This window comes from Acidovorax sp. WCS2018Noco2-16 (genome assembly GCF_031843945.1).
GTDB lineage: Bacteria > Pseudomonadota > Gammaproteobacteria > Burkholderiales > Burkholderiaceae_C > Paracidovorax.
The window spans coordinates 59,297-79,822 of the sequence record NZ_JAVTJJ010000010.1 but is presented as its reverse complement, the minus strand read 5'-3'; the positions used below and the strand labels follow the sequence as shown (position 1 = coordinate 79,822).

The 20,526-nt window shown below is 65.8% G+C and carries 17 protein-coding genes; 8 read left to right on the top strand and 9 right to left on the bottom strand.

The genetic code is table 11. The features are described from left to right. Positions 1 to 180: 180 nt before the first annotated feature. Entirely contained in the window at positions 181 to 1,353 is a 1,173-nt protein-coding gene (gene ftsY / locus RQI28_RS16835) for a signal recognition particle-docking protein FtsY (RefSeq protein WP_404976923.1), read from the bottom strand. A gap of 413 nt (positions 1,354 to 1,766) precedes the next feature. On the opposite strand from ftsY, the gene RQI28_RS16830 reads away from it, so the two are divergent. From RQI28_RS16830 to RQI28_RS16800, 7 genes are all read left to right on the top strand, one after another. After that, positions 1,767 to 3,266, top strand: a complete 1,500-nt coding sequence (locus tag RQI28_RS16830) for a pitrilysin family protein (RefSeq protein ID WP_311222450.1) — start codon at positions 1,767 to 1,769, stop codon at positions 3,264 to 3,266. Between the two features lie 22 nt (positions 3,267 to 3,288). Next, the gene (locus tag RQI28_RS16825) at positions 3,289 to 4,725 is read left to right on the top strand and encodes a pitrilysin family protein (RefSeq protein WP_311222449.1); all 1,437 of its coding nucleotides are present in this window, start codon (positions 3,289 to 3,291) and stop codon (positions 4,723 to 4,725) included. Continuing rightward, a complete protein-coding gene (gene rsmD, locus RQI28_RS16820) occupies positions 4,722 to 5,453 on the top strand; it encodes a 16S rRNA (guanine(966)-N(2))-methyltransferase RsmD (protein WP_311222448.1) in 732 nt (243 codons plus the stop codon). The genes RQI28_RS16825 and rsmD overlap by 4 nt, the downstream gene beginning before the upstream one ends. 137 nt (positions 5,454 to 5,590) lie before the next feature. Beyond that, positions 5,591 to 6,091 (top strand): pantetheine-phosphate adenylyltransferase, encoded by a 501-nt coding sequence (coaD, locus tag RQI28_RS16815; RefSeq protein ID WP_311222447.1) that lies wholly within the window; start codon positions 5,591 to 5,593, stop codon positions 6,089 to 6,091. A 95-nt stretch (positions 6,092 to 6,186) separates the two neighbouring features. After that, positions 6,187 to 9,729, top strand: coding sequence for a transglutaminase family protein (locus RQI28_RS16810; RefSeq protein WP_311222446.1), 3,543 nt, complete (start codon positions 6,187 to 6,189; stop codon positions 9,727 to 9,729). Between the two features lie 98 nt (positions 9,730 to 9,827). After that, on the top strand, positions 9,828 to 12,476 hold the full coding sequence (locus tag RQI28_RS16805; RefSeq protein WP_311222643.1) for a circularly permuted type 2 ATP-grasp protein: 2,649 nt from the start codon (positions 9,828 to 9,830) through the stop codon (positions 12,474 to 12,476). 25 nt (positions 12,477 to 12,501) lie between these two features. Beyond that, complete coding sequence (locus RQI28_RS16800; RefSeq protein WP_311222445.1) at positions 12,502 to 13,461, top strand: transglutaminase family protein; 960 nt, start codon at positions 12,502 to 12,504, stop codon at positions 13,459 to 13,461. Positions 13,462 to 13,506: 45 nt separating this feature from the next. Here RQI28_RS16800 and RQI28_RS16795 read toward each other — a convergent pair whose 3' ends face one another. From RQI28_RS16795 to RQI28_RS16770, 6 genes are all read right to left on the bottom strand, one after another. Then, positions 13,507 to 14,862 (bottom strand): putative zinc-binding metallopeptidase, encoded by a 1,356-nt coding sequence (locus RQI28_RS16795; protein WP_311222444.1) that lies wholly within the window; start codon positions 14,860 to 14,862, stop codon positions 13,507 to 13,509. A gap of 180 nt (positions 14,863 to 15,042) precedes the next feature. Then, positions 15,043 to 15,357, bottom strand: a complete 315-nt coding sequence (locus RQI28_RS16790) for a BON domain-containing protein (protein WP_311222443.1) — start codon at positions 15,355 to 15,357, stop codon at positions 15,043 to 15,045. 115 nt (positions 15,358 to 15,472) lie between these two features. Further along, positions 15,473 to 16,018: a bacterioferritin gene (locus tag RQI28_RS16785; protein ID WP_404976922.1), complete on the bottom strand. Its 546-nt coding sequence runs from the start codon at positions 16,016 to 16,018 to the stop codon at positions 15,473 to 15,475. Positions 16,019 to 16,094: 76 nt separating this feature from the next. Next, complete coding sequence (locus RQI28_RS16780; protein ID WP_311222441.1) at positions 16,095 to 16,493, bottom strand: hypothetical protein; 399 nt, start codon at positions 16,491 to 16,493, stop codon at positions 16,095 to 16,097. A gap of 69 nt (positions 16,494 to 16,562) precedes the next feature. Next, positions 16,563 to 16,727, bottom strand: a complete 165-nt coding sequence (locus RQI28_RS16775; RefSeq protein ID WP_311222440.1) for a DUF1328 domain-containing protein — start codon at positions 16,725 to 16,727, stop codon at positions 16,563 to 16,565. A 182-nt stretch (positions 16,728 to 16,909) separates the two neighbouring features. Beyond that, a complete protein-coding gene (locus RQI28_RS16770; RefSeq protein WP_311222439.1) occupies positions 16,910 to 18,247 on the bottom strand; it encodes a CHASE3 domain-containing protein in 1,338 nt (445 codons plus the stop codon). Between the two features lie 147 nt (positions 18,248 to 18,394). Here RQI28_RS16770 and RQI28_RS16765 point away from each other — a divergent pair, with 147 nt between their 5' ends. Continuing rightward, positions 18,395 to 19,027: a response regulator transcription factor gene (locus RQI28_RS16765; protein ID WP_311222438.1), complete on the top strand. Its 633-nt coding sequence runs from the start codon at positions 18,395 to 18,397 to the stop codon at positions 19,025 to 19,027. 111 nt (positions 19,028 to 19,138) lie between these two features. Here the strand turns inward: RQI28_RS16765 and RQI28_RS16760 are convergent, their stop codons facing one another. Next, positions 19,139 to 19,540, bottom strand: a complete 402-nt coding sequence (locus RQI28_RS16760) for a response regulator (RefSeq protein WP_311222437.1) — start codon at positions 19,538 to 19,540, stop codon at positions 19,139 to 19,141. 114 nt (positions 19,541 to 19,654) lie between these two features. Then, on the bottom strand, positions 19,655 to 20,413 hold the full coding sequence (locus RQI28_RS16755) for a molybdopterin-synthase adenylyltransferase MoeB (protein WP_311222436.1): 759 nt from the start codon (positions 20,411 to 20,413) through the stop codon (positions 19,655 to 19,657). Positions 20,414 to 20,526 lie beyond the last annotated feature (113 nt).

The window sequence follows — 20,526 nt, the reverse complement described above, 5'->3', positions numbered from 1 at the left end:
CGGGCTTGCGATTTGAACCAAAACCCCCAGAAGCGCTGGATAGTAGGGCGCTTCAAGCTATCGATTTGATAGTAAATTTATGCAAAGTCGGCGATTCGTGAACAGTGTGTTGCCGCAATCGTGCCCATTGGCGGGCTGTTGCCCCGGGCCGCACGCGGGCCCGGGTCGATGCCTGTCCGCTCAGGTCAGCAACGCCTGTGCGAATTCGCGGGCGTTGAAGGTTTCCAGGTCTTCCAGCTTCTCGCCCACACCGATGAAGTACACCGGAATCGGCCGCTCCTGCGCAATGGCGGCCAGCACGCCGCCCTTGGCAGTGCCGTCCAGCTTGGTCACGATCAGGCCGGTGAGCTGCAGCGCATCGTCGAAAGAGCGCACCTGGGCCAGGGCGTTCTGGCCGGTGTTGCCGTCGATCACCAGCAGCACCTCGTGCGGCGCTGTGGCGTCGGCCTTGGTGACCACGCGGCGAATCTTCTGCAGCTCCTGCATCAGGTGCAACTGCGTGGGCAGGCGGCCGGCGGTGTCGACCAGCACGACGTCCTTGCCACGCGCCTTGCCGGCGGTGACGGCGTCGAAGCTGACGGCTGCCGGGTCGCCGCCTTCCTGGCTGACGATCTCCACGGTGTTGCGGTCGGCCCAGACGCCCAACTGCTCGCGTGCGGCGGCACGGAAGGTGTCGGCTGCTGCCAGCAACACGGCAGCGCCTTCGTTGGCCAGGTGCTTGGTCAGCTTGCCGATGGAAGTCGTCTTGCCCGCGCCGTTCACGCCCGCCACCATGATGACGGTGGGGGTGTACTGGCCGATGACAAGCGCCTTCTCCAGCGGCCGCAGCAGATCGGTCAGCGCATCGGCCAGCAGGCCCTTCACTGCCGCCGGGTCGGTGGTCTTGGTGTCCTTCACGCGGCGCTTGAGGTCGTCCAGCAGATGCTGCGTAGCCTTCACACCAGTGTCGGCCATCAGCAGGGCCTCTTCCAGTTCTTCATACAGTGCGTCGTTGATCTGCGTGCCGGTGAAGACGGTGGTGATGCTGGTGCCGGTCTTGCGCAGGCCGGTTTTCAGGCGGTCGAGCCAGCCCTTGCGCTCGGCGGGCGGCTCAGGCGCGCGCGCTGGTGCAGGGGCCACCACCGCTGCGGGAGCGGGCACGGCGATGGGGGCTGGCACAGGCCGCGGAGCGGGGGTCATGAATACCTGCGCTGGCGCCAGAGCGGGCGCCGGTGGGGGTACGGGCGCGGACGTTGGCTCCCGAACCGGCGCCGGCGCAATGGCTGGAGCCGCCGCGGCGGGCACCCGCTGCACTGGCGGTGGGGCGATGGGCGCTGGCGCAGGTGCCGGTGCCGGTGCCGGTGCCGGTGCGATCACCGTGGCCGTGGCCGGGTTCGGGTTCGGGTTCGGGTTCGGGTTCGGGACCGGGTTCGCAGCGGGCGCGGGAACAGCCGCAGGAACGGGCACCGTTGTCGGTACCTGCGCTGGAACCGGAGCCGGCAACACGGGTGTCACGGGTGCCGCCTGCGCTTGCGGGGCCTCAGGCGCGGCGGCCTTGCCCCCGAACGAATTGCGCAGCCAGCCGAGCCCCTTCGCCGTCAATGATTCCTGCTCTGGCGGCGCGGCAGGCACGGGTGGGGTGGTGCTCGCAGTCACCGACGCGGCGGACTCGCTCTCAGGCGCTTGCGCCGGGTCGGCCGCGGGTGCGGATGAAGCCTCGGTAGGGGAAGGGGTCTTTTTCTTGAAAAAACTGAACATTGGTGGCTTCTTAGAATCGCATCCATTCTATGAAACGCGCTATCACCCTCCTGGGCCTGTTGGCCTGTGTGCATGCCGGGGCGCAATCCCCCGCATCTCACGCATCCACCGCGCCATCGCTCGCGGCCCTTTCCTCTGCCGGTGCAGCCCCTGCCGCCACGGTGCCAGCACAACCTGCGTCGCCCGGCGCGGCAGCGTTCGCGCCGCAGCAGTTCACGCTGAAGAACGGCATGCAGCTCATCGTGCAGCCCGACCGGCGCGCGCCGACGGCGGTGCACATGGTGTGGGTGCGGGTGGGTGCCATCGACGAGGTCGACGGCACCTCGGGCGTGGCCCACGCGCTGGAACACATGATGTTCAAGGGCTCCAAGACCGTGAAGCCGGGTGAATTCTCCCGCCGCGTGGCCGCTTTAGGCGGGCAGGAGAACGCGTTCACCAGCTACGACTACACCGGCTACTACCAGCAAATTCCGGCCAACCGGCTGGCGGACGTGATGAAGCTCGAATCCGATCGCTTCGCCAACAACCAGTGGCCTGACGACGAGTTCAAGCGCGAGATCGAGGTTATCAAGGAAGAGCGCCGCATGCGCACCGACGACCAGCCGCGCGCTGCGCTGATGGAGCAGCTCTACGCCGCCACCTTCGTTGCGTCGCCCTATCACCGGCCCATCATTGGCTGGATGGGCGACCTGGACTCGCTCACGCCGAACGACGTGCGCGCCTTCCATCGCCAGTGGTATGTGCCCGCCAACGCGGTGGTGGTGGTGGCCGGCGACGTGGACCCGCAGCGCGTGCGCGCCTTGGCTGAACAGACCTACGGCCGCATTCCGGTGCGCGCCGTGCCCACGCGCAAGCCGCGCCCCGAGCCCGAACAGCGCGGCATTCGCCGCATCGCCTTCAAGGCGCCGGCCGAACAGGCCTACGTGGCGCTCGCCTTTCGTGCGCCCAGCCTGGAGCGCATCGAACAGATGACCGCTACCGACCGCGACGCGCTCGGGCTGGTGGTGCTGTCGGCCGTGCTGAGCGGCTACGACGGCGCCCGCCTGGACCGCGCGCTGCGTCAGGGCGAAGGCCGCGTGGCCGACGGCGCCAACAGCGGGGCGTCGGTCTTCGGGCGCGGGCCGGGCCTTTTCCTGCTGACCGGCGTGCCGTCAGCAGGTAAAACCGCCGCGCAGGTGGAAGAGGGCCTGCGCGCCGAGGTCGCCCGCATCGCCAAGGAAGGCGTGAGCGAGGCCGAACTCAACCGCGTCAAGACGCAGTGGGCGGCGTCCACCATCTACGAACGCGACTCGCTGCAAAGCCAGGCCAGCGACCTCGGAAGCAACTGGGTGCAAGGCCTGCCGCTGGACGCCGATGCGCGCCTGCTGGCGCTGCTGCGCCAGGTGACGCCCGCCGAAGTGCAGGCGGTGGCCGCGCGCTACTTTGGCGACGACCAACTCACCGTGGGCACGCTGCTGCCCCAACCCATCGACCCCAACGCCAAGCGCGCCCCCACGCTGCCTGCCGACGCGGCCGGCCGCCTGCACTGAGCCAGAAAGTCGATACTCCCCCATGTTTCAAAATACTATTAAAAAGATAGCTGCTCGCGCTTTATTCATAAGCGCTGGAGCCGTTTTTTATGCCAATTCCGCCTGGGCGCTGCTGCCTATCCAGCACTGGACGGAGCCCAGCGGCGCGCGCGTCTGGCTGGTCGAAAGCCCCGGCATTCCCATGGTGGACGTGCAGGTCGATTTCGACGCCGGCGCGCGGCGTGACCCGGCCGCGCAGGCGGGCCTGGCCAGCGCGGCGGCGGCCATGGTGTCCAAGGGCGTGAAGGCCGGCTCGGGCGATGCGCCCGCGCTGGACGAAAACGCGCTGGGCGAGGCCTGGGCCGACCTGGGCGCGGCGTTCGACGCAGGCGCTGAGCGCGACGCGCTGAGCTTTTCGCTGCGCTCGCTGACCGAGCCCGACCTGCTGGACCGCGCTGCGCGCCTGGCCGCGCGCCAGCTAGGCCAGCCCAGCTACCCGGCAGACATCTGGCAGCGTGAGCGCGCCCGCTGGAGCGCCGCGCTGAAAGAAGCCGAAACCCGCCCCGGCACCATCGCCGCGAAGGCCTTTTCGGCAGCGGTGTACGGCAACCACCCCTATGGTCAGCGCGCCACGCCCGACACGCTCGCGCGCATCGAGGTGGGCGATTTGCAGGCCTTTCACCAGCGCTACGTGCTGGCCTGCCGCGCGAATGTCGCCATCGTGGGCGCTGTGAGCCGTGCGCAGGCGCAAACGCTGGTGCAGACGCTGCTGGCTCAGCTGCCTGCGCCGCAAGGCGATGCAGCAGCAGCCTGCGCGCCGCTGCCGGCCGTGCCCGAGGTGCAGCCGTTGACGCGCGCCGTGGAAGAGAAGATTCCGTTCGCATCGGCCCAGGCGCACGTCTACATCGGCCAGCCCGGCTTCGTGCGCAAGGACCCCGACTTCCTCGCGCTACTGGTGGGCAACCACATCCTGGGCGGCGGCAGCTTCACGTCGCGGCTGATGAACGAGGTGCGTGAGAAGCGCGGCCTCAGCTACAGCGTGGGCAGCGGCTTCTCGCCCGGGCTGAATGCCGGCTCGTTCACCGTGGGCCTGCAGACCCGGCCCGACCAAGCAGAGCAAGCCGTGCAGGTTTCGCGCGACGTGCTCAAGCGCTTCGTGGAACAAGGCCCCACCGAGGCCGAGCTGCGCGCCGCCAAGGACAACCTGATCGGCGGCTTCGCGCTGCGCATCGACAGCAACAAGAAGCTGCTGGGCAATGTGGTCAACATCGCCACCAACGGCCTGCCGCTGGACTACCTGGAGCACTGGACCGACCGCGTGGCCGCGCTCACCGTGGCCGACATTCGCGCCGCCATGCAGCGCAAGCTGCAGCCCGACCGCATGGTGACGGTGGTGGTGGGCGGGGCCTCGGCAGCGCCGGTAGCGCCTGCCGCCGCTGCCCCAGCCACCCCAGCCACTGCGACCGGAGCCAAGCCATGAACGCCCGTACCACCGCACCGCGCCGCGGCGCCGCTGCGCCCAAGTCAAAGCCCAAGGCAAAGCCAAAGTCGAAGTCAAGGCCAAGCGCTTTCGCCAGACCGGCAAAGTCCAGCCTGCCTGCCAAACCCGCCAAGCCGGGTGGCGCGGGCGAGATCCGCATCATCGGCGGCCTGTGGAAGCGCACTCGCCTGTCCGTGGCCGACCGCCCCGGCCTGCGCCCCACGCCCGACCGCGTGCGCGAGACGCTTTTCAACTGGCTAGGGCAAGACCTGACCGGCTGGCGCGTCATCGATGCCTTCGCCGGCACCGGCGCGCTGGGTCTGGAAGCTGCGTCGCGCGGCGCCGCCATGGTGCTGCTGGTGGAGAGCGATTCGGCCCTGGCCGCGCAGCTGGAGACCGTGCGCCACAAGCTCGATGCCCAGGCCGTGCGCGTGCAGCGCGGCGACGGCGTGGCGGTGTTGCGCGCGGCCACGCCGGCCAGCCAGCACCTGGTGCTGATCGACCCGCCCTTCACCGGCGACCTGTTCGACGCCGCGCTGCAGGCCGCCGCCCGCGCGCTGGCGCCCGAAGGCTTCGTCTACCTGGAGGCACCCGTCGCCTGGACGGATGAAGCGCTGGCGCCGCTGGGGCTGGCCCTGCACCGCCACCTGAAGGCTGGCGCAGTGCATGCGCACCTGCTGCGGCCGGCAGCGGCGGCGCAGTCGGTGGAGCCGCCGGCTGCCATATGATTTGCTATTAAAAACATAGCTGCTTGCGCTTATCCATCAAGCGCTACAGCACGTTTTTATTCAAACTGTGGAAAGGGCGCGGCAAAGTGCAGCTCCCGGCATAATCCGCCCACCTTCACGCCCACTCCGCACCCGCCATGGCCCAGAACGTGCTCGCCGTATATCCCGGAACCTTCGACCCCATCACCTTGGGCCATGAAGACGTGGTGCGCCGCGCGACCCAGCTTTTCGGACGGGTGATCGTGGCAGTGGCGGCCGGGCACCACAAGAAGACCATGTTCAGCCTGGACGAGCGCATCGCTTTGGTGCGTGAAGCTGTAGCGCCGTATCCGCAGGTGCAGGTCGAGAGCTTTTCGGGCCTGCTGCGCGACTTCGTCGTGGAGCGCGGCGGCAAGGCCATGGTGCGCGGTCTGCGCGCCGTGACCGACTTCGACTACGAATTCCAGCTCGCCGGCATGAACCGCACGCTGATGCCCGATGTGGAGACCGTGTTCCTCACGCCCAGCGACCGCTTTCAGTTCATCAGCAGCACCTTCGTGCGCGAGATCGCCACGCTCGGCGGAGAGGTGGACAAGTTCGTATCGCCGGCTGTTCTGCAGCGCCTGCTGGTCAAGGTCGGCCGGCTTCAAGAGCGCTAAACACGCTCCGAACCCCGCCGCGCGCGTGCGTTCGGCGTCATTTGCGCTTCAGCACAGGCCGCAACGGGCTTGGGACTTGCTAGGATGGCTGCCATATGTCCATCCATGCCGCACTCCACCACGTCACCCACTACACGTACGACCGGCCCATTGGATTGGGCCCGCAGATCGTGCGCCTGCGGCCGGCGCCGCATTGCCGCAGCCACGTCGTCTCGTATTCGCTGACCGTCGAGCCAGCCAGCCACTTCATCAACTGGCAGCAGGACCCTTTCGCCAACTACCAGGCGCGGCTGGTCTTTCCTGAAAAAGCCACGCAATTCAAGGTCACGGTCGACCTGGTGGTGGAAATGTCGGTCTACAACCCGTTCGACTTCTTCCTGGAGCCGCACGCCGAGGCCTTCCCTTTCCGCTACAGCGCAGAGCAGGCGCAGGAACTGGCACCCTACCTGGCGACCGACCCAGTCACGCCGTTGCTGCAGAGTTATCTGGACAAGGTCGATGTCACCGAGCGGCCGACCATGGACTTCCTCGTCGCCATCAACCAGCAGGTATCGCAAGACATCCGCTACCTGATCCGCATGGAGCCGGGCGTGCAGACACCCGAGGAAACGCTGGCCAGCGCCAGCGGCTCGTGCCGCGACTCCGGCTGGCTGCTGGTGCAACTGCTGCGCAACCTGGGGCTGGCCGCGCGCTTCGTGTCGGGCTACCTCATTCAGCTGACGCCCGACGTCAAGTCGCTGGACGGCCCCAGCGGCACCGACCACGACTTCACCGATCTGCATGCCTGGTGCGAGGTGTACCTGCCTGGCGCCGGCTGGGTCGGGCTAGACGCTACCAGCGGCTTGATGGCCGGTGAAGGCCACATTCCGCTGGCCTGCACGCCGCAGCCATCCACCGCCGCGCCCATCGAAGGGCTGGTGGACGAGGCCGAGGTCGTGTTCCGGCACGACATGCGCGTGACCCGCATCCACGAATCGCCGCGCGTCACCAAGCCCTACAGCGAAGAGCAGTGGCAGGCCGTGCTAGCCCTTGGCGAGGCGGTGGACGCCGAACTGGTGGCCGGCGACGTGCGCCTGACCATGGGCGGCGAGCCCACCTTCGTCGCCGTGGCAGACCGCGACGCCGCCGAATGGAACACCGACGCGCTGGGGCCGACCAAGCGCGGCTATGCGACGGAGCTGGTGCACAAGCTGCAGGCCGAATACGGCGCGGGTGGCTTTCTGCACTTCGGCCAGGGCAAGTGGTACCCGGGCGAGCAACTGCCGCGCTGGGCCCTGTCGATCTGCTGGCGCGCCGACGGCGAGCCGGCCTGGAACAACCCAGCGCTCTTTGCCGACGAGCGCCAGCCGCAGCACTACACCAGCGAAGATGCGCGCCGCTTCATCCAGCACCTGACGGGCAAGCTGGGCCTCGAAAGCAGCTTCATCCAGCCCGGCTATGAAGACACCTGGTACTACCTGTGGCGCGAGCGGCGCCTGCCGGTCAATGTGGACCCTTTCGACGCGCGGCTGGACGACGAGCTCGAACGCGCCCGCCTGCGCCGCGTCTTCGCGCAAAAACTCGACAGCGTGGTCGGCTACATGCTGCCCATCGAGCCGGCCGAGGCGGGTTCATCTGCAGCGCTGTCCGGCACCACATGGACGACCGGGCCCTGGTTCTTCCGCGACGAGCGCATGTACCTCATTCCTGGCGATTCGCCGATGGGCTACCGCCTGCCGCTGGACTCGCTGCCCTGGGTCAGCGAATCCGACTACCCGTATCTCATCGAACAAGACCCGTCGCTCACCACGCAGGGTCTGCCGGCTTCCGCGGTGCTGCGCGCGCGCTATGCCGCGCCGCTGGCCGGCGGGCGTGATCTGCCTTATCTGGCGGGCGCCAGCGCGCCGGGCGAGGCACGCCGCGTGGTGCAGGTCCGGCCGGACGGCGTGGGTCACATCGGCGGCCATGCCGGCTCTACCGATGGCACCGGCCGCTCCGGTGTCCCCGGCACCGGGCAGGAAGAACCGGCCGACTTCGTGAAAGTGCCAGGCAAGTTCGAATCGGCCCAGGGCCACACCCGCACTGCGCTGTGCGTGGAAGCGCGCGATCCGCGACGCGCCAACGGGCCAAAGTCCGAGCTCGTGGGCGAAGCCTTCAGCGCGCTGTACGTCTTCATGCCGCCGCTGGCGCGCCTGGACGACTACCTCGATCTGCTGACGGCTGTGGAAGCCACGGCAGAGGAACTGGGCGTGCAGATCGTGCTGGAAGGCTACCCGCCGCCGCGCGACGTGCGCCTGCAGCTGCTGCAGGTCACACCCGACCCGGGCGTGATCGAGGTGAACATCCACCCCGCGCACAACTGGGGCGAACTGGTTCAGCACACCGAATTCCTCTACCAGACGGCATTCGAGACGCGCCTGTCGGCTGAGAAGTTCATGACCGACGGCCGCCACACCGGCACGGGCGGCGGCAACCACTTCGTAATGGGCGGCGCCACGCCGGCCGATTCGCCCTTCCTGCGCCGCCCCGAACTGCTGGCCAGCCTGATCCTGTACTGGCACAACCACCCCAGCTTGAGCTACTTGTTCAGCGGCATGTTCATCGGCCCTACCAGCCAGGCGCCGCGCGTGGACGAAGCGCGCAACGACCAGCTGTACGAGCTGGAGATCGCCCTGCGCGAGATCGAGAACAACCGCGCTATCCACGGGCAGGACATGCCGCCGTGGCTGGTGGACCGCACGCTGCGCAACATCCTGATCGACGTGACGGGCAACACCCACCGCAGCGAGTTCTGCATCGACAAGATGTATTCGCCCGACAGCAGCACCGGCCGCCTGGGCTTGCTGGAACTGCGCGCCTTCGAGATGCCGCCGCATGCGCGCATGAGCGTGGTGCAGCAGCTGCTGCTTCGCGCCATGATCGCCCGCTTCTGGAAGACGCCGTACAAGGCACCCGCCGCGCGCTGGGGCACCGAGCTGCATGACCGCTGGCTGCTGCCCACCTTCGTGCAGCAAGACCTGCACGACGTGCTGGCCGACCTGCGCCAGGCCGGCTACGACTTCGACGATGCCTGGTTCGCGCCGCACTTCGAATTCCGCTTCCCACTGGTCGGGCAGGTGCAGTCGCGCGGCGTGGAACTCACGCTGCGCAACGCGCTGGAGCCGTGGCACGTGATGGGCGAGGAGGGCGTCATTGGCGGCACGATGCGCTATGTCGATTCGTCGCTGGAGCGCATTGAAGTAGCGGTCACCGGCTTCAACGAAAGCCGCTACGTCATCACCGTCAACGGCCAGCCGCTGCCGCTGCAGCCCACCGGCACCACGGGCGAATTCGTGGCCGGCGTGCGCTACAAGGCCTGGAACCCACCCAGCGCGCTGCACCCCACCATCGACGTGCATGCGCCGCTCACCTTCGACATTGTCGATACCTGGTCGCAGCGCTCGCTGGGCGGCTGCCAGTACCACGTGGCGCACCCGGGCGGCCGCAACTACGCCACCTTCCCGGTGAACGCGTACGAGGCCGAGAGCCGCCGCCTGTCGCGCTTCTTCCGCATGGGCCATACGCCCGGCCGCCTGGCCGTGCCGCCAGCCACCATCGAATTGCCCGGCAGCCGCGAGTTTCCGTTCACGCTCGACCTGCGCCGCGCCATGCGGCCTTGAAGGACGCCCCGACCGGTGTTGACGGCGCCGGCAAGGGCGCGCCGCCTGCCGCAACCGAGGCGGGCGGCGCGTTGGAATTCCCGCACAATCCCGGGGCTGTGGAACACCCCAACGAATCCCTGTTCGAGCCTGATGCGCAGGAAACGCCCGCCGAGCTGGCCGCTGCCCTGGCGCCTGCGGCCCTGCCCGGCCATTACGATGAGCTGCGCGGCATCGGCGTGCCCGCTGCGGCAGGCACAACCGGACCAGTCGCGTCTGTCGACGCACCGCTCACACCCGCCTGGGAAACATTTTTTGGCCACCTGGGCCAGGACGGTTTTGGCGACCTGGACCGCCGCACGCTGAGCCTGCGCCGGCAGGTGCGTGACAACGGCATCACCTACAACGTCTATGCCGACGGCCACGGCCCGCAGCGGCCTTGGGCGGTGGACCTGTTTCCGCTCATCCTCACGCCGCAATGCTGGGAGCGCATCGAAGCCGGCGTGCTGCAGCGCACGCGCCTGCTCGAAGGCATCATGGCCGACGTCTACGGCCCACAGCGGCTGTTGTCGGGTGGCCTGCTGCCCAGCGCACTGGTGCAGGGCCACCCGGGCTACCTGCGGTCCATGCACGGCGTGGTGCCGGTGGGCGGCACGCACTTGCACATCGCCGCGTTCGACATGGCGCGCGACGATGAGGGCGACTGGTGGGTGGTGTCGCAGCGCACCCAGGCGCCTTCGGGGCTGGGATACCTGCTGGAGAACCGGCTGCTGGTGTCGCGCCTTTTCCCCGAGGCCTTTGGGCAGATGCCGGTGCAGCACCTGGCCGCCACCTACCGAGCTCTGCTCGACAGCCTGCGCCAGCGCACACCGGCCGGGGCAGACGCGCGCATCGTGCTGCTCACGCCCGGGCCGTACAACGAAACCTATTTCGAGCACGCTTACCTGGCACGCTACCTGGGCCTCACGCTGGTCGAAGGCAGCGACCTCACGGTGCGCGGAGAACATCTCTATTTGAAAACGCTGCACGGCCTGCAGCCGGTGCACGGCATCCTCAAGCGGCTGGACGACGAGTTCCTCGACCCGCTGGAACTGCGCAGCGACTCGCGTCTGGGCGTGCCCGGGCTGCTGCAGGCCATTCGCGCGGGCAACGTGCTGGTGGCCAACGCGCCGGGATCGGCCTTTCTCGAATCGACGGCACTGCTGGGCTTTCTGCCCGCGCTGTCGCGCGAACTGCTGGGCGAAGAGCTGGCACTGCCGTCGCTGCCCACGTGGTGGTGCGGTGAAGACGCGGCACGCAAATCGGTGCTGCCCCATCTGGCGCAGAGCGTCATCCGCCCGACGTGGCCCGGCGTGGGCGCGCGCGGCGAGATGCCGGTGCTGTGCCATGCGCTCTCGCGCGCTGAGCTCACCGCTTGGGCCGAGCGTATCGAGCACGAAGGCGACGCGTACACCGTGCAGGCCTACCAGCCTTTGTCGCAAATGCCCACCTGGCGCAATGTGCCCGGCGGGCGAAACATCGCACCGCGCTCGGTGATGCTGCGGGTGTTCGCCGTCTCCGACGGGCCGGGCGCCTGGCGTGTGCTGCCCGGCGGGCTGGCGCGCATCGCTACCGGCACGCACGAGATCACGTCCATGCAGCGCGGCGGCAGCAGTGCCGACGTGTGGGCGCTGACCGATGGCGCGGTGGACACCACCACGCTGCTGCCTGCCGCGCAGGCCGCGCCGGCCGTGGCGCACCGCAGCCGGCAGGTGACGAGCCGCTCGGCCGAAAACCTCTTCTGGCTGGGCCGCTACACCGAGCGGGCCGAGAACACCATTCGCCTGGCGCGCCTGGCATTGCAGAGCCTGAATGGCGAAGACCAGTCGTCCCAGCCGCTGCTGGCCTGGCTGAGCGCGCTGGCGCAAAGCCAGGGCCTGGTCACACCTGGCGTGCCCGGTGCGGCGCAAGGGCGGCGGGTGTTCGAGCGCTCACTGATCGCGGGCCTGGCCGACACCACGCGTGCGACCAGCGTGGGCTACAACCTGCGCGGCATCAAGAGCGCGGCGGCCGCGGTGCGCGACCGGCTGTCGCAGGAGCAGTGGAACCTGATCGTGCGGGCCGAGGCCGATTTCTTTCAGCAATGCCCCACGGGTGCCCATGGCGGCGACTTTTCGGCGCCCGAATCGCTGCGCGTGCTGGAGGTGTTGAGCGGCCACATGGCGGCCATGACCGGCGCGCAGACCGACCGCATGATGCGCGACGATGGCTGGCGGCTGCTGTCCATCGGCCGGCACATAGAGCGCCTGGGCTTTTTGGCCGATGCGCTGGCGCGCGGCTTCGACAGCAGTGCCGTGGCGGACGAAGGTGGCTTCGACGCCATCGTCGCGCTGTTCGACAGCACCATCACCTTCCGCGCGCAGTACCAGTTGCGCCATGACGTGCCTGCGTTGGTGGACCTGCTGGTGCTCGATCCCGACAACCCGCGGTCGCTGGCCTGGGTGGCGCAGACGCTGCGCGGGCGACTGCGTAAGCTGCATCGCGGCGCCGATGGCCATTCCGCCGCGCCGTCGGTTAAGAATGCCCCAGATGCCGAGGCCGACATGGGTCTGTTCGATCCTGCCGCGCTGTCACTGGAAGCTTTGTGCACCCCAGACGCTGCTGGCAGTTATCCGGCACTTGCCGCCACGCTGGCGCGCTGTGCCGGTGAGGCATGGCGCTTGTCCGACCGACTGGGGGCGCGCTATTTCACCCACTCTGGCGACCAGCGCCAGAGCCTGGGCACCTGAAGCACTGTTTACCCAGGGTCTGCCCATGCTGCTGCGCGTCATTCACGAAACGGTGTACGAATACGACCCGGCCGTCAGCAACGCCCAGCATGTGGCGCATCTGCGGCCCATCGACACGGCGGCGCAGCGGCTGCTGCAGCACACCTTGCATATCGACCCTCCCGCGGCGCAGTGCAGCCAGATGGTGGATGTGTTTGGCAACACGCGCACCTTCTTCAGCCTGCCATTCACGCACGAGTCGCTGCGCGTGCGCGCAGAAAGCCTGCTGGAAACCCAGCCAGTGGCAGCCCGCGAAGACGAGAGCGAAAGCGAAGAACGCGATGAGCCGGCCGGGCCCGCATGGGAGGCGGTGCGTGACTGCCTGCGCTACCACCGCGCTGCGGCCTATGAGTCGGCTGCCGAGTTCGTGTTCGCGTCGCCGTACATCCCCCGGCACGCAGACTTCGTGGCTTATGCGCGCCCCAGTTTCACGCCGGGCCGCGCTTTGCTGCCAGCCGCGCGGGACCTGATGGCGCGAATCCATGACGACTTCACCTATTCCGCATCGGCCACCGACGTGGGGACACCGGCCCTGGAAGCGCTGGCCATGCGCCGCGGCGTGTGCCAGGACTTCGCCCACATCATGATTGCCTGCCTGCGTGGCCTGGGGCTGGCGGCGCGGTATGTCAGCGGCTACTTGCTCACGCAGCCACCCCCCGGGCAGCCGCGCCTGGTGGGCAGCGACGCGTCGCACGCCTGGGTAGCGGTATGGGTGCCCGGCCCGGCGGTGCAGGGCAGCAGCGGCGTCTGGCATGACTTGGACCCGACCAACAATCGCGCCCCCGGCGAAGACTACGTGACCCTGGCAGTGGGGCGCGACTATGCAGACGTGTCCCCGCTGCGCGGAGTCATTCATGGGGGCGCGCGCCACGAACTGCTGGTGGCAGTCACCGTGGCACCGGTGGATGAGCTTGCAGCGGGTGCGAAAGCCACCAAGCCGATTTAGGGTAAAAATAGGCTCCAGCGCTTATGGGGTAAGCGCTGGTAGCTATCATTTTTGAAGTTCAGGCTCTGGCAGCTGTTCAGCCATGGGTTGCAGCGGTGCATCGGCTGGCGCGTCCAGGGGCGGCGCATTCAACGACCCATCGTTCATTGGCACCGGCTCCGTCGGTGCGGTTTGTGCTGGTACGTCGATAACGTCGCCAGCAGCAGGCGCATCCACCGGCAGCGACGCATCGCCAACCACCGGGGCAGCATCGACCGGCAGCGCTTGCTCGGGCTGCCAAGGCACCGGTGTCAGCTGCCGGTTGACCAGCGCGTGAACGAAACGCAGTTTTTCCTTCACCCCCGCACCCATGGCAAACGGGTAGGCGTCGAGTTGCCCCAGGCTGCGGTTCAGGCTGTTGAGCAGCAGCGTCAGCGGCACCCACGCGGCCAGCATGGCATCGAAATCGGGGGCGGGCTCGCCGAAGGGGTTGACCATCGAGTAACGCGGTTCGCCCTGCGGGCTCGGGATGGACACTTCCGTGCGATAGCTCTGCGCAGTCTCCAACAGGTCGACCATGTGCAGGTAGTGCGCCCAGGTCTCGGCCCAGTCTTCCCACGGGTGCGATGTGGCGTAGTCGCTGATGAATTCGTTCTGCCAGCCGGTGTGCGGAGCGCTCGCGTAGTGGGCTTTCAGCGCTTCGCCGTAGTCGGCGCGTTCGTCGCCGAACACGGCGCGGTAGGCATCGACATGGCCGCCGCGCAGCACCAGCACGTCCCAGAAATAATGGCCGGATTCATGGCGCAGGTGACCCAGCAGCGTGCGGTAGGGCTCGCCCAGTTCGACACGGCGGCGAGTACGCTCGTCGTCATCGGCCTCGGCAACGTTGAGGGTGATCACGCCCTCATCGTGGCCGGTCATCACTGGCGCTTCGGGCGTGTCGGCCTTGAATTCATACACAGGCCCGGGCTCGCCTTCGATCTGCGCAATGTTCAGCTGTGCGAGCGAGTAGTAGAGGCGGCGTTTGGCGGTTTCGATGTCAGTCCAGCGGCGCACGTTGTTCACGTCGGACAGATCAGGCAACACGCGCGTTTGCTGACAAGAAACGCAGAGGTGCGGTGTGACGGGTTCGTCGTTTTCCACCGGTACATAAGGCACCGAGAAATTGCAGGCGTTGTGCGCTTCGCGGTTGGAACACAACTGATAGAGCGGAGCCTCGTCCAAAGACACAGCGGTGGTTTCGGTGGGCGCCGCGGCTTGTGTATTCAGGCGCTGCCACACGCCAGGCAGATCAGCTGCGGGCTGCATGGCCACCATCTCCAGCCGGGCAGGGTCAAACGCCAGGGTGCTGCCGCAGCCCAGGCATTCGGAGCTATCAAAGAACACCAGGGACCCGCAGTGGGTGCAATGAAAGAGTCGCATGATGAATACCGGTGAGGAACAGGGCTGGGAATCTGGGACAGGAAAATGGAAAACGCTTTGAGACAAAAAAGCCACGGCTTTCCGCGAAGAAAACCGTGGCCCGTGAGAGTCCCGGAAGCTCAGCCATAGCGCCGCCGAAGCTAGCGCGTGCTGGCCGAGCCCGTCAGGGCCTCAGATCGTTCAGGGACGAACAACGATGCTGTTGCGCACGTCACGCACGTGCTTGGTGTTGCGTGCGATGGATTCAGCTTGGTTCTTTTCGGTTTGCGACTTGGCGAAGCCCGACAGTTGAACCGTGCCGTTCAGTGTTTCCACGCTGATGGACGTTGCAGAAACCGACTTGTCTTCGGCCATCTTGGCCTTCACAGCGGTGGTGATGCCTGCGTCGTCGACGTAGGAGCCCATCGTTTGCTGGTCGCGAGCGACCGAGCAACCGGCGGAAATGATGGTGGCGCCAGCAAGGGCTGCGAAGGCGAGGGCACGTGCGTATTTCATGATTGATTTCCTTGTATGGTTTAAAAAACACGGGTGCTGGGAGTCTCCAGCTCATCGGCCTGTTGCACCCTCCGTGACCGATGGACTGTGGGTGGGGAACGGTTGTCCCGCTTGTTCAGCGGTGCAACCAGTCCTTCAATTCGTCTGCATGCTCTTCCTCGTCGGCCAGAATGCCTTCCAGCATGCGGCGCGTCGTCGGATCCTTGTCGCCAATCAGCGCAATCATCTGGCGGTAGGCTTCTACAGCGATGCGTTCTGCGACCAGGTTGGCACGGACCATCTCCTTCAATTCAGACGATTCGTCGTAGTCGGCGTGGCTGCGTGCGGTCAGGCGGTCGGGGGCAAAGTCGGGTTCTCCGCCTAACTGCACGATGCGCTGGGCGATCAAGTCCGCGTGGGCCGACTCTTCGTTCGCGTGCACCAAGAATTCAGCAGCGATGGCCGGTGATTCGAGGCCGTCAGCGGTGAAGTAGTGGCGCTTGTAACGCAGCACGCAAACCAACTCGGTCGCCAGCGCGTCGTTGAGCAACTTGACGATGGCATCACGGTGGGGGCCGTATGCAGGAGTGACAGCACCCCCATCAAGATCTTCAGTTGCTGCTTTGTGCAGCGCTTGTTCGTCGAGCACCATGGCACTGTTGCCGTCGTTGTCGGCCTGCATTTTTGTGGTTGTGGTATTCATGGGGCACTCGTGGGTTGGGGCCGAAAGACTTGTTTAATGCTGTCTCGGTATCGGCTCAGTAGTCGCGGCGCCGGCTGCTGTCACGAGACAGGAAGATGATCGTGGCGAATGCAGCGCCGGCTGCCGCGGCCAGCAAGATCGACTTGCCCGGCTGATCCACCACGTAGCGGGTGGTGGTGTCTGCCACCTGGTTCAACTGGCGGCGGGCGCGTTCGCTGGTCTCGGCACAGTAGTTGATGCCGCGATTGGCCAATTCCTGGGCGCGCACTGCCAAGTCGTCAATGGCAGGGTTTACGCCTTCCTTGAGGCTGTTTACACCCGCTTCCGCCTTGTCGAGCGAGTTGACGGTGGCGCGGCGCGTGGCTTGCACGGCGTCCTTGGCGGAATCGAGCACGCCGTCAGCAACGGTGTGGGCGGTGTCGGCAGCCTTCTGGGTAGCGGTTTGCAAATTCATGGGAATAGCCTTTCAGAATGGGTAGCAGCCTTGCGGCGTGTCGCAGGAGTTCACGGGAAAGCGCAGCGATCAGCGGCGCTTCATCAGGCTCATGACAAAGGTCACGATGGCCATGATCACGAACACGAAGAACAGGATCTTGGCGATACCCACCGCGCCGGCAGCGATGCCGCCAAAGCCGAACAGAGCGGCCACCAGGGCGATGACCAGAAAAACGACTGCGTAGTGCAACATAACCATCTCCTGTAGACCGGCGCTGGAGTGGCCGGTGGTTTAACGTAAGCACCGACGTTGGCGGTGCATGGAGTCAATGTAGCCAGAGGGCTTATAAGCAGCTGCCGGTGGCTTGCGCGCACGCATGTAGGACTGCACCCCTGTGGAGCAGGAGAGCAGGAGGGCTCGTGCGAAGAGGGGTTTCAGGCGTGCGGGAGCACGGCGGAAACGAGTGTGCCTTCGGCCATTTCAGATGTGACGGTCAGGCGGCCGCCCGCAGCCTCGACCCGGTGGCGCATGCCCATCAATCCGTGTGAGCTGGTACTGATGGTGGACGTATCGAATCCGTTGCCGTCATCGCGAATCTGTACCGACACATGGGTGGGGTAGTTGTGTACGGCCACCAGAATCTTGTGCGCCTCAGCGTACTTTCCGATGTTCGTCAGCGATTCCTGCACCACGCGGTAGACGGTCAGCTGCACAGGTTCTGGCAGATCCACCGTCTCCAGGTTCACATCAACCTCGACTCCGCTGCGCTCTGCGAACTCACGGGTCAGGATCTCCAGCGACGTGGTAAGCCCCAGGTTGAACAGCGAAGAGGGGCGCAAGTCTTCGATGATGCGGCGCTTCAACGCGATGCCGCTGTTGAGCGTCTCGGTCAGGTGCCGCAGGCGCTCGGCGATCTCCGGCACCTGCACATCCACGCGCGACTTGAGCCGGGCTACATCCAGCTTGGCTGCGGTGAGCAGTGCGCCCAGCTCGTCGTGCAGCTCGCGCGCCAAATGGCCGCGCTCGTCTTCTCGCACCTGCTGCAAGTGGTTGGCCAGCTCGGTGAGCGATGCCGTGCGCTCGCGCACCAGATCTTCAAGCCGGTCGCGCTCGCGGGCCAGGACTTCCTGTTCGCGCTGGCTCACCGATTGCAGAGTGATCGCCTGGTGCAGGTACATGTAGAACGCCAGTAGCCCAATGGCAGCGAAGGTGGCGATTCCGATGCGAGAGAGCAGCAGCGAATGCCGTATGTCTTCGGTGCTGTGTTCTGTACGCTGGATGCTGCGTTCGATCAATCGTGACGCCAGCGCCCGGATCGCATCCATGTTCTCTTTGCCCACGTCGGTGGACAACACGAACTTCCAAGCGTCGTCATTGTTCTGCCGCCGCAGCCGCAGGCTCAGGTCCAACTCCGACATCTTGCGGGCAATTTGCCGCGACAACTGCGCGAAATCGGCCAGATCGTCAGGCGACGTCACGAAGATGGCACGCAATTCGTCGAGATTGCTGTTGAGGGTGGTTGCAGATTTCTGATATGGCTCCAGATACCGCTCGTCGCCGGTGAGCAGATAGCCACGCAGGCCCGTTTCCGCATCCAGGGTGTTCTGCATCAGCCGGTCTAGCGCCGCACGGGTGGTATGGCTGCGCGACAGCGCACTTACCGCGTCGCCCGAACGCGAGTACCCCACTTCGTTGATGCCCACCAGCACAGACACCGCCAGCAATGCCAAAGGCAGGCTGATGGCCATCTTGCGGAAATTGGGCCAGCGCATATATAGGTTTCTCCGGACGACAGGCAGATGTTTTCTGGATAATGTCACATGCGAGCAGCTTGCTGCATGTGCGGCGATGCGCTGATGCATGCCAGACCAGCGGCTGAACGATAACGCGTAAAGAGCGACCTTCTGAAAGAAAGCTTAATGATCAAGATTGGGATTGTTGATGACCACGCCATTGTCCGGTCCGGACTGCGGCAATTTCTTTCCGAGCACGTGGACCTGCGCGTGGTGGGAGAAGCCTCCAATGGTCGTGAGGCCATCGACCTGGTGCGCGCAGAGGAAATCGACGTCCTGCTGATGGATCTTTCCATGCCCGGTCAAAGCGGCCTGGACGCGCTGGCCATGCTGCGTGCGAAGGCGCCCGACATGGGCATCCTGATTCTCAGTGGCTACCCCGAAGAGCACTATGCGATCAACCTGATCCGCCAGGGTGCCAGCGGGTACCTGAACAAGGAATGCGAGCCCAAGGAAATTGTGGAGGCCATCCGCACGATTTCGCTGGGTCGGCGCTACCTGACCCCTGCAGTCGCTGACCTGCTGGCGCAGCAACTCAACCGCAAGGACGATGCACCGCCGCACGAGCAGTTGTCCGAACGTGAGTTTCAGGTCTTCCTGAAGCTCGCCAAGGGCGAGACGGCCGGCGACATCGCCAAGTCGCTGTCCCTCAGCGTCAAGACGGTGAGCACCTATCGCACACGCTTGATGGAAAAAATGGCGCTGTCGTCCAATAGCGATCTGACGTACTACGCGCTGAAGAACAAGCTGATCGATTGATAGGCGCGTTACGAACAAGCAACGAAAAAGCCGGTGGAACACACCGGCTTTTTTATGGCTTTGCAGCTGTTGGCTGGAAATTGCGCGCGGAAATCTGCGCTACTTATTGACTCAATTAACTTGCGCGCGGGCCGAGGCACCCTGAGCGCTGTGCTGGATGCAGTAGTCCACCAGAGCGTCGATTTCGTTGGACTTGTCGAAGACGGCATCAACACCCAGTTGCGCACAGCGCATGCGCACGTCGGGGGTAGCGTAGTTACTCAGCACCACCATCTTCTGGCCTGCAGTGCGGTTCCTGCAAGCTGCCAGCACACCCAGACCACTGCCTTGTCTGAGGAAGAGATCTACGATGGCCAGATCCCACTGCGCGGGGTGCGCTGTCAGCCATTCCTTGCCATCGTCTTCCGTTTCAGCAATTCCAACGGCCTCGACCTGCGCCAACTCTTCCAATGTGCCGATCAGATTCTCGCGAATCGTGGCATTGTCTTCAACAATATAGGTGCGCAGTTTCACTGGGGTTCCTGTCCAGGTCGCTGTGGGTAATGTGACCATTACTCCACTGTATTCACGCCGGGTGCATTATTTTGCCAGCAGCAACACGCTACAAGGGTAGGAGCAATCCTACCGTTAGGTTCCGTTGGTGGTGCCGCATACCGGGCATGCCGGGTCGCGCGCGGTGCGCATGCGGGTCCACTCCATGGTGCGACCGTCCAACATCAGCAGATAGCCTGCCAGCGATCCACCCATGCCGACGAGCAACTTCAGTGCCTCCGCTGCCTGCATGCTGCCGATGATGCCGACCATGGGCGAGAACACTCCCAGCGTCGCACACTGTGCTTCTTCAAAGCTTGCGTGCGGTGAGAAAAGGCAGGCATAGCAGGGCGCCTCGGGCTGGGTCGGGTCGACCACGGTCAGTTGCCCATCCAGCCTAATTGCCGCCCCTGCCACCAGCGGCTTGCCATGGCGGACACAGGCGGCGTTGACGGCTTGGCGCGTGGCGTAGTTGTCGCTGCAGTCGAGCACCACGCTCGCTTGTGCCACCAAGGCGTCCAATCGTGCTGCGTCCACCCGTTCGCGCAGGGGTCGCACCTGCACGCCGGGGTTGATGGCAAGAAGTGCCTGCGCGGCCGAATCCACCTTGGCCAGGCCCACGCGATCCGTCGTGTGGGCAATCTGCCGCTGCAGGTTGGTCAGATCGACGCTGTCATCGTCCACCAGCGTCAGGGTGCCGACGCCGGCCGACGCCAGAAACATCGCTGCCGGCGAGCCCAGCCCGCCCGCGCCGATGATGAGTGCATGTGCTGCGAGGATGCGCTCCTGACCTTCGATGCCGATTTCGTCGAGCATGATATGGCGCGAATAGCGCAGGAGTTGGTCGTCGTTCATGGTGCAAAGAATAGGCGCAGGTTTGGCAAGAGAAGCGGGTGGGGCGGGTTCATCTGGCGGTGCAAAAAGGAAAAGGCCGGATTCCCTTGCAGGCCCGGCCTTGGTGGTGGAGG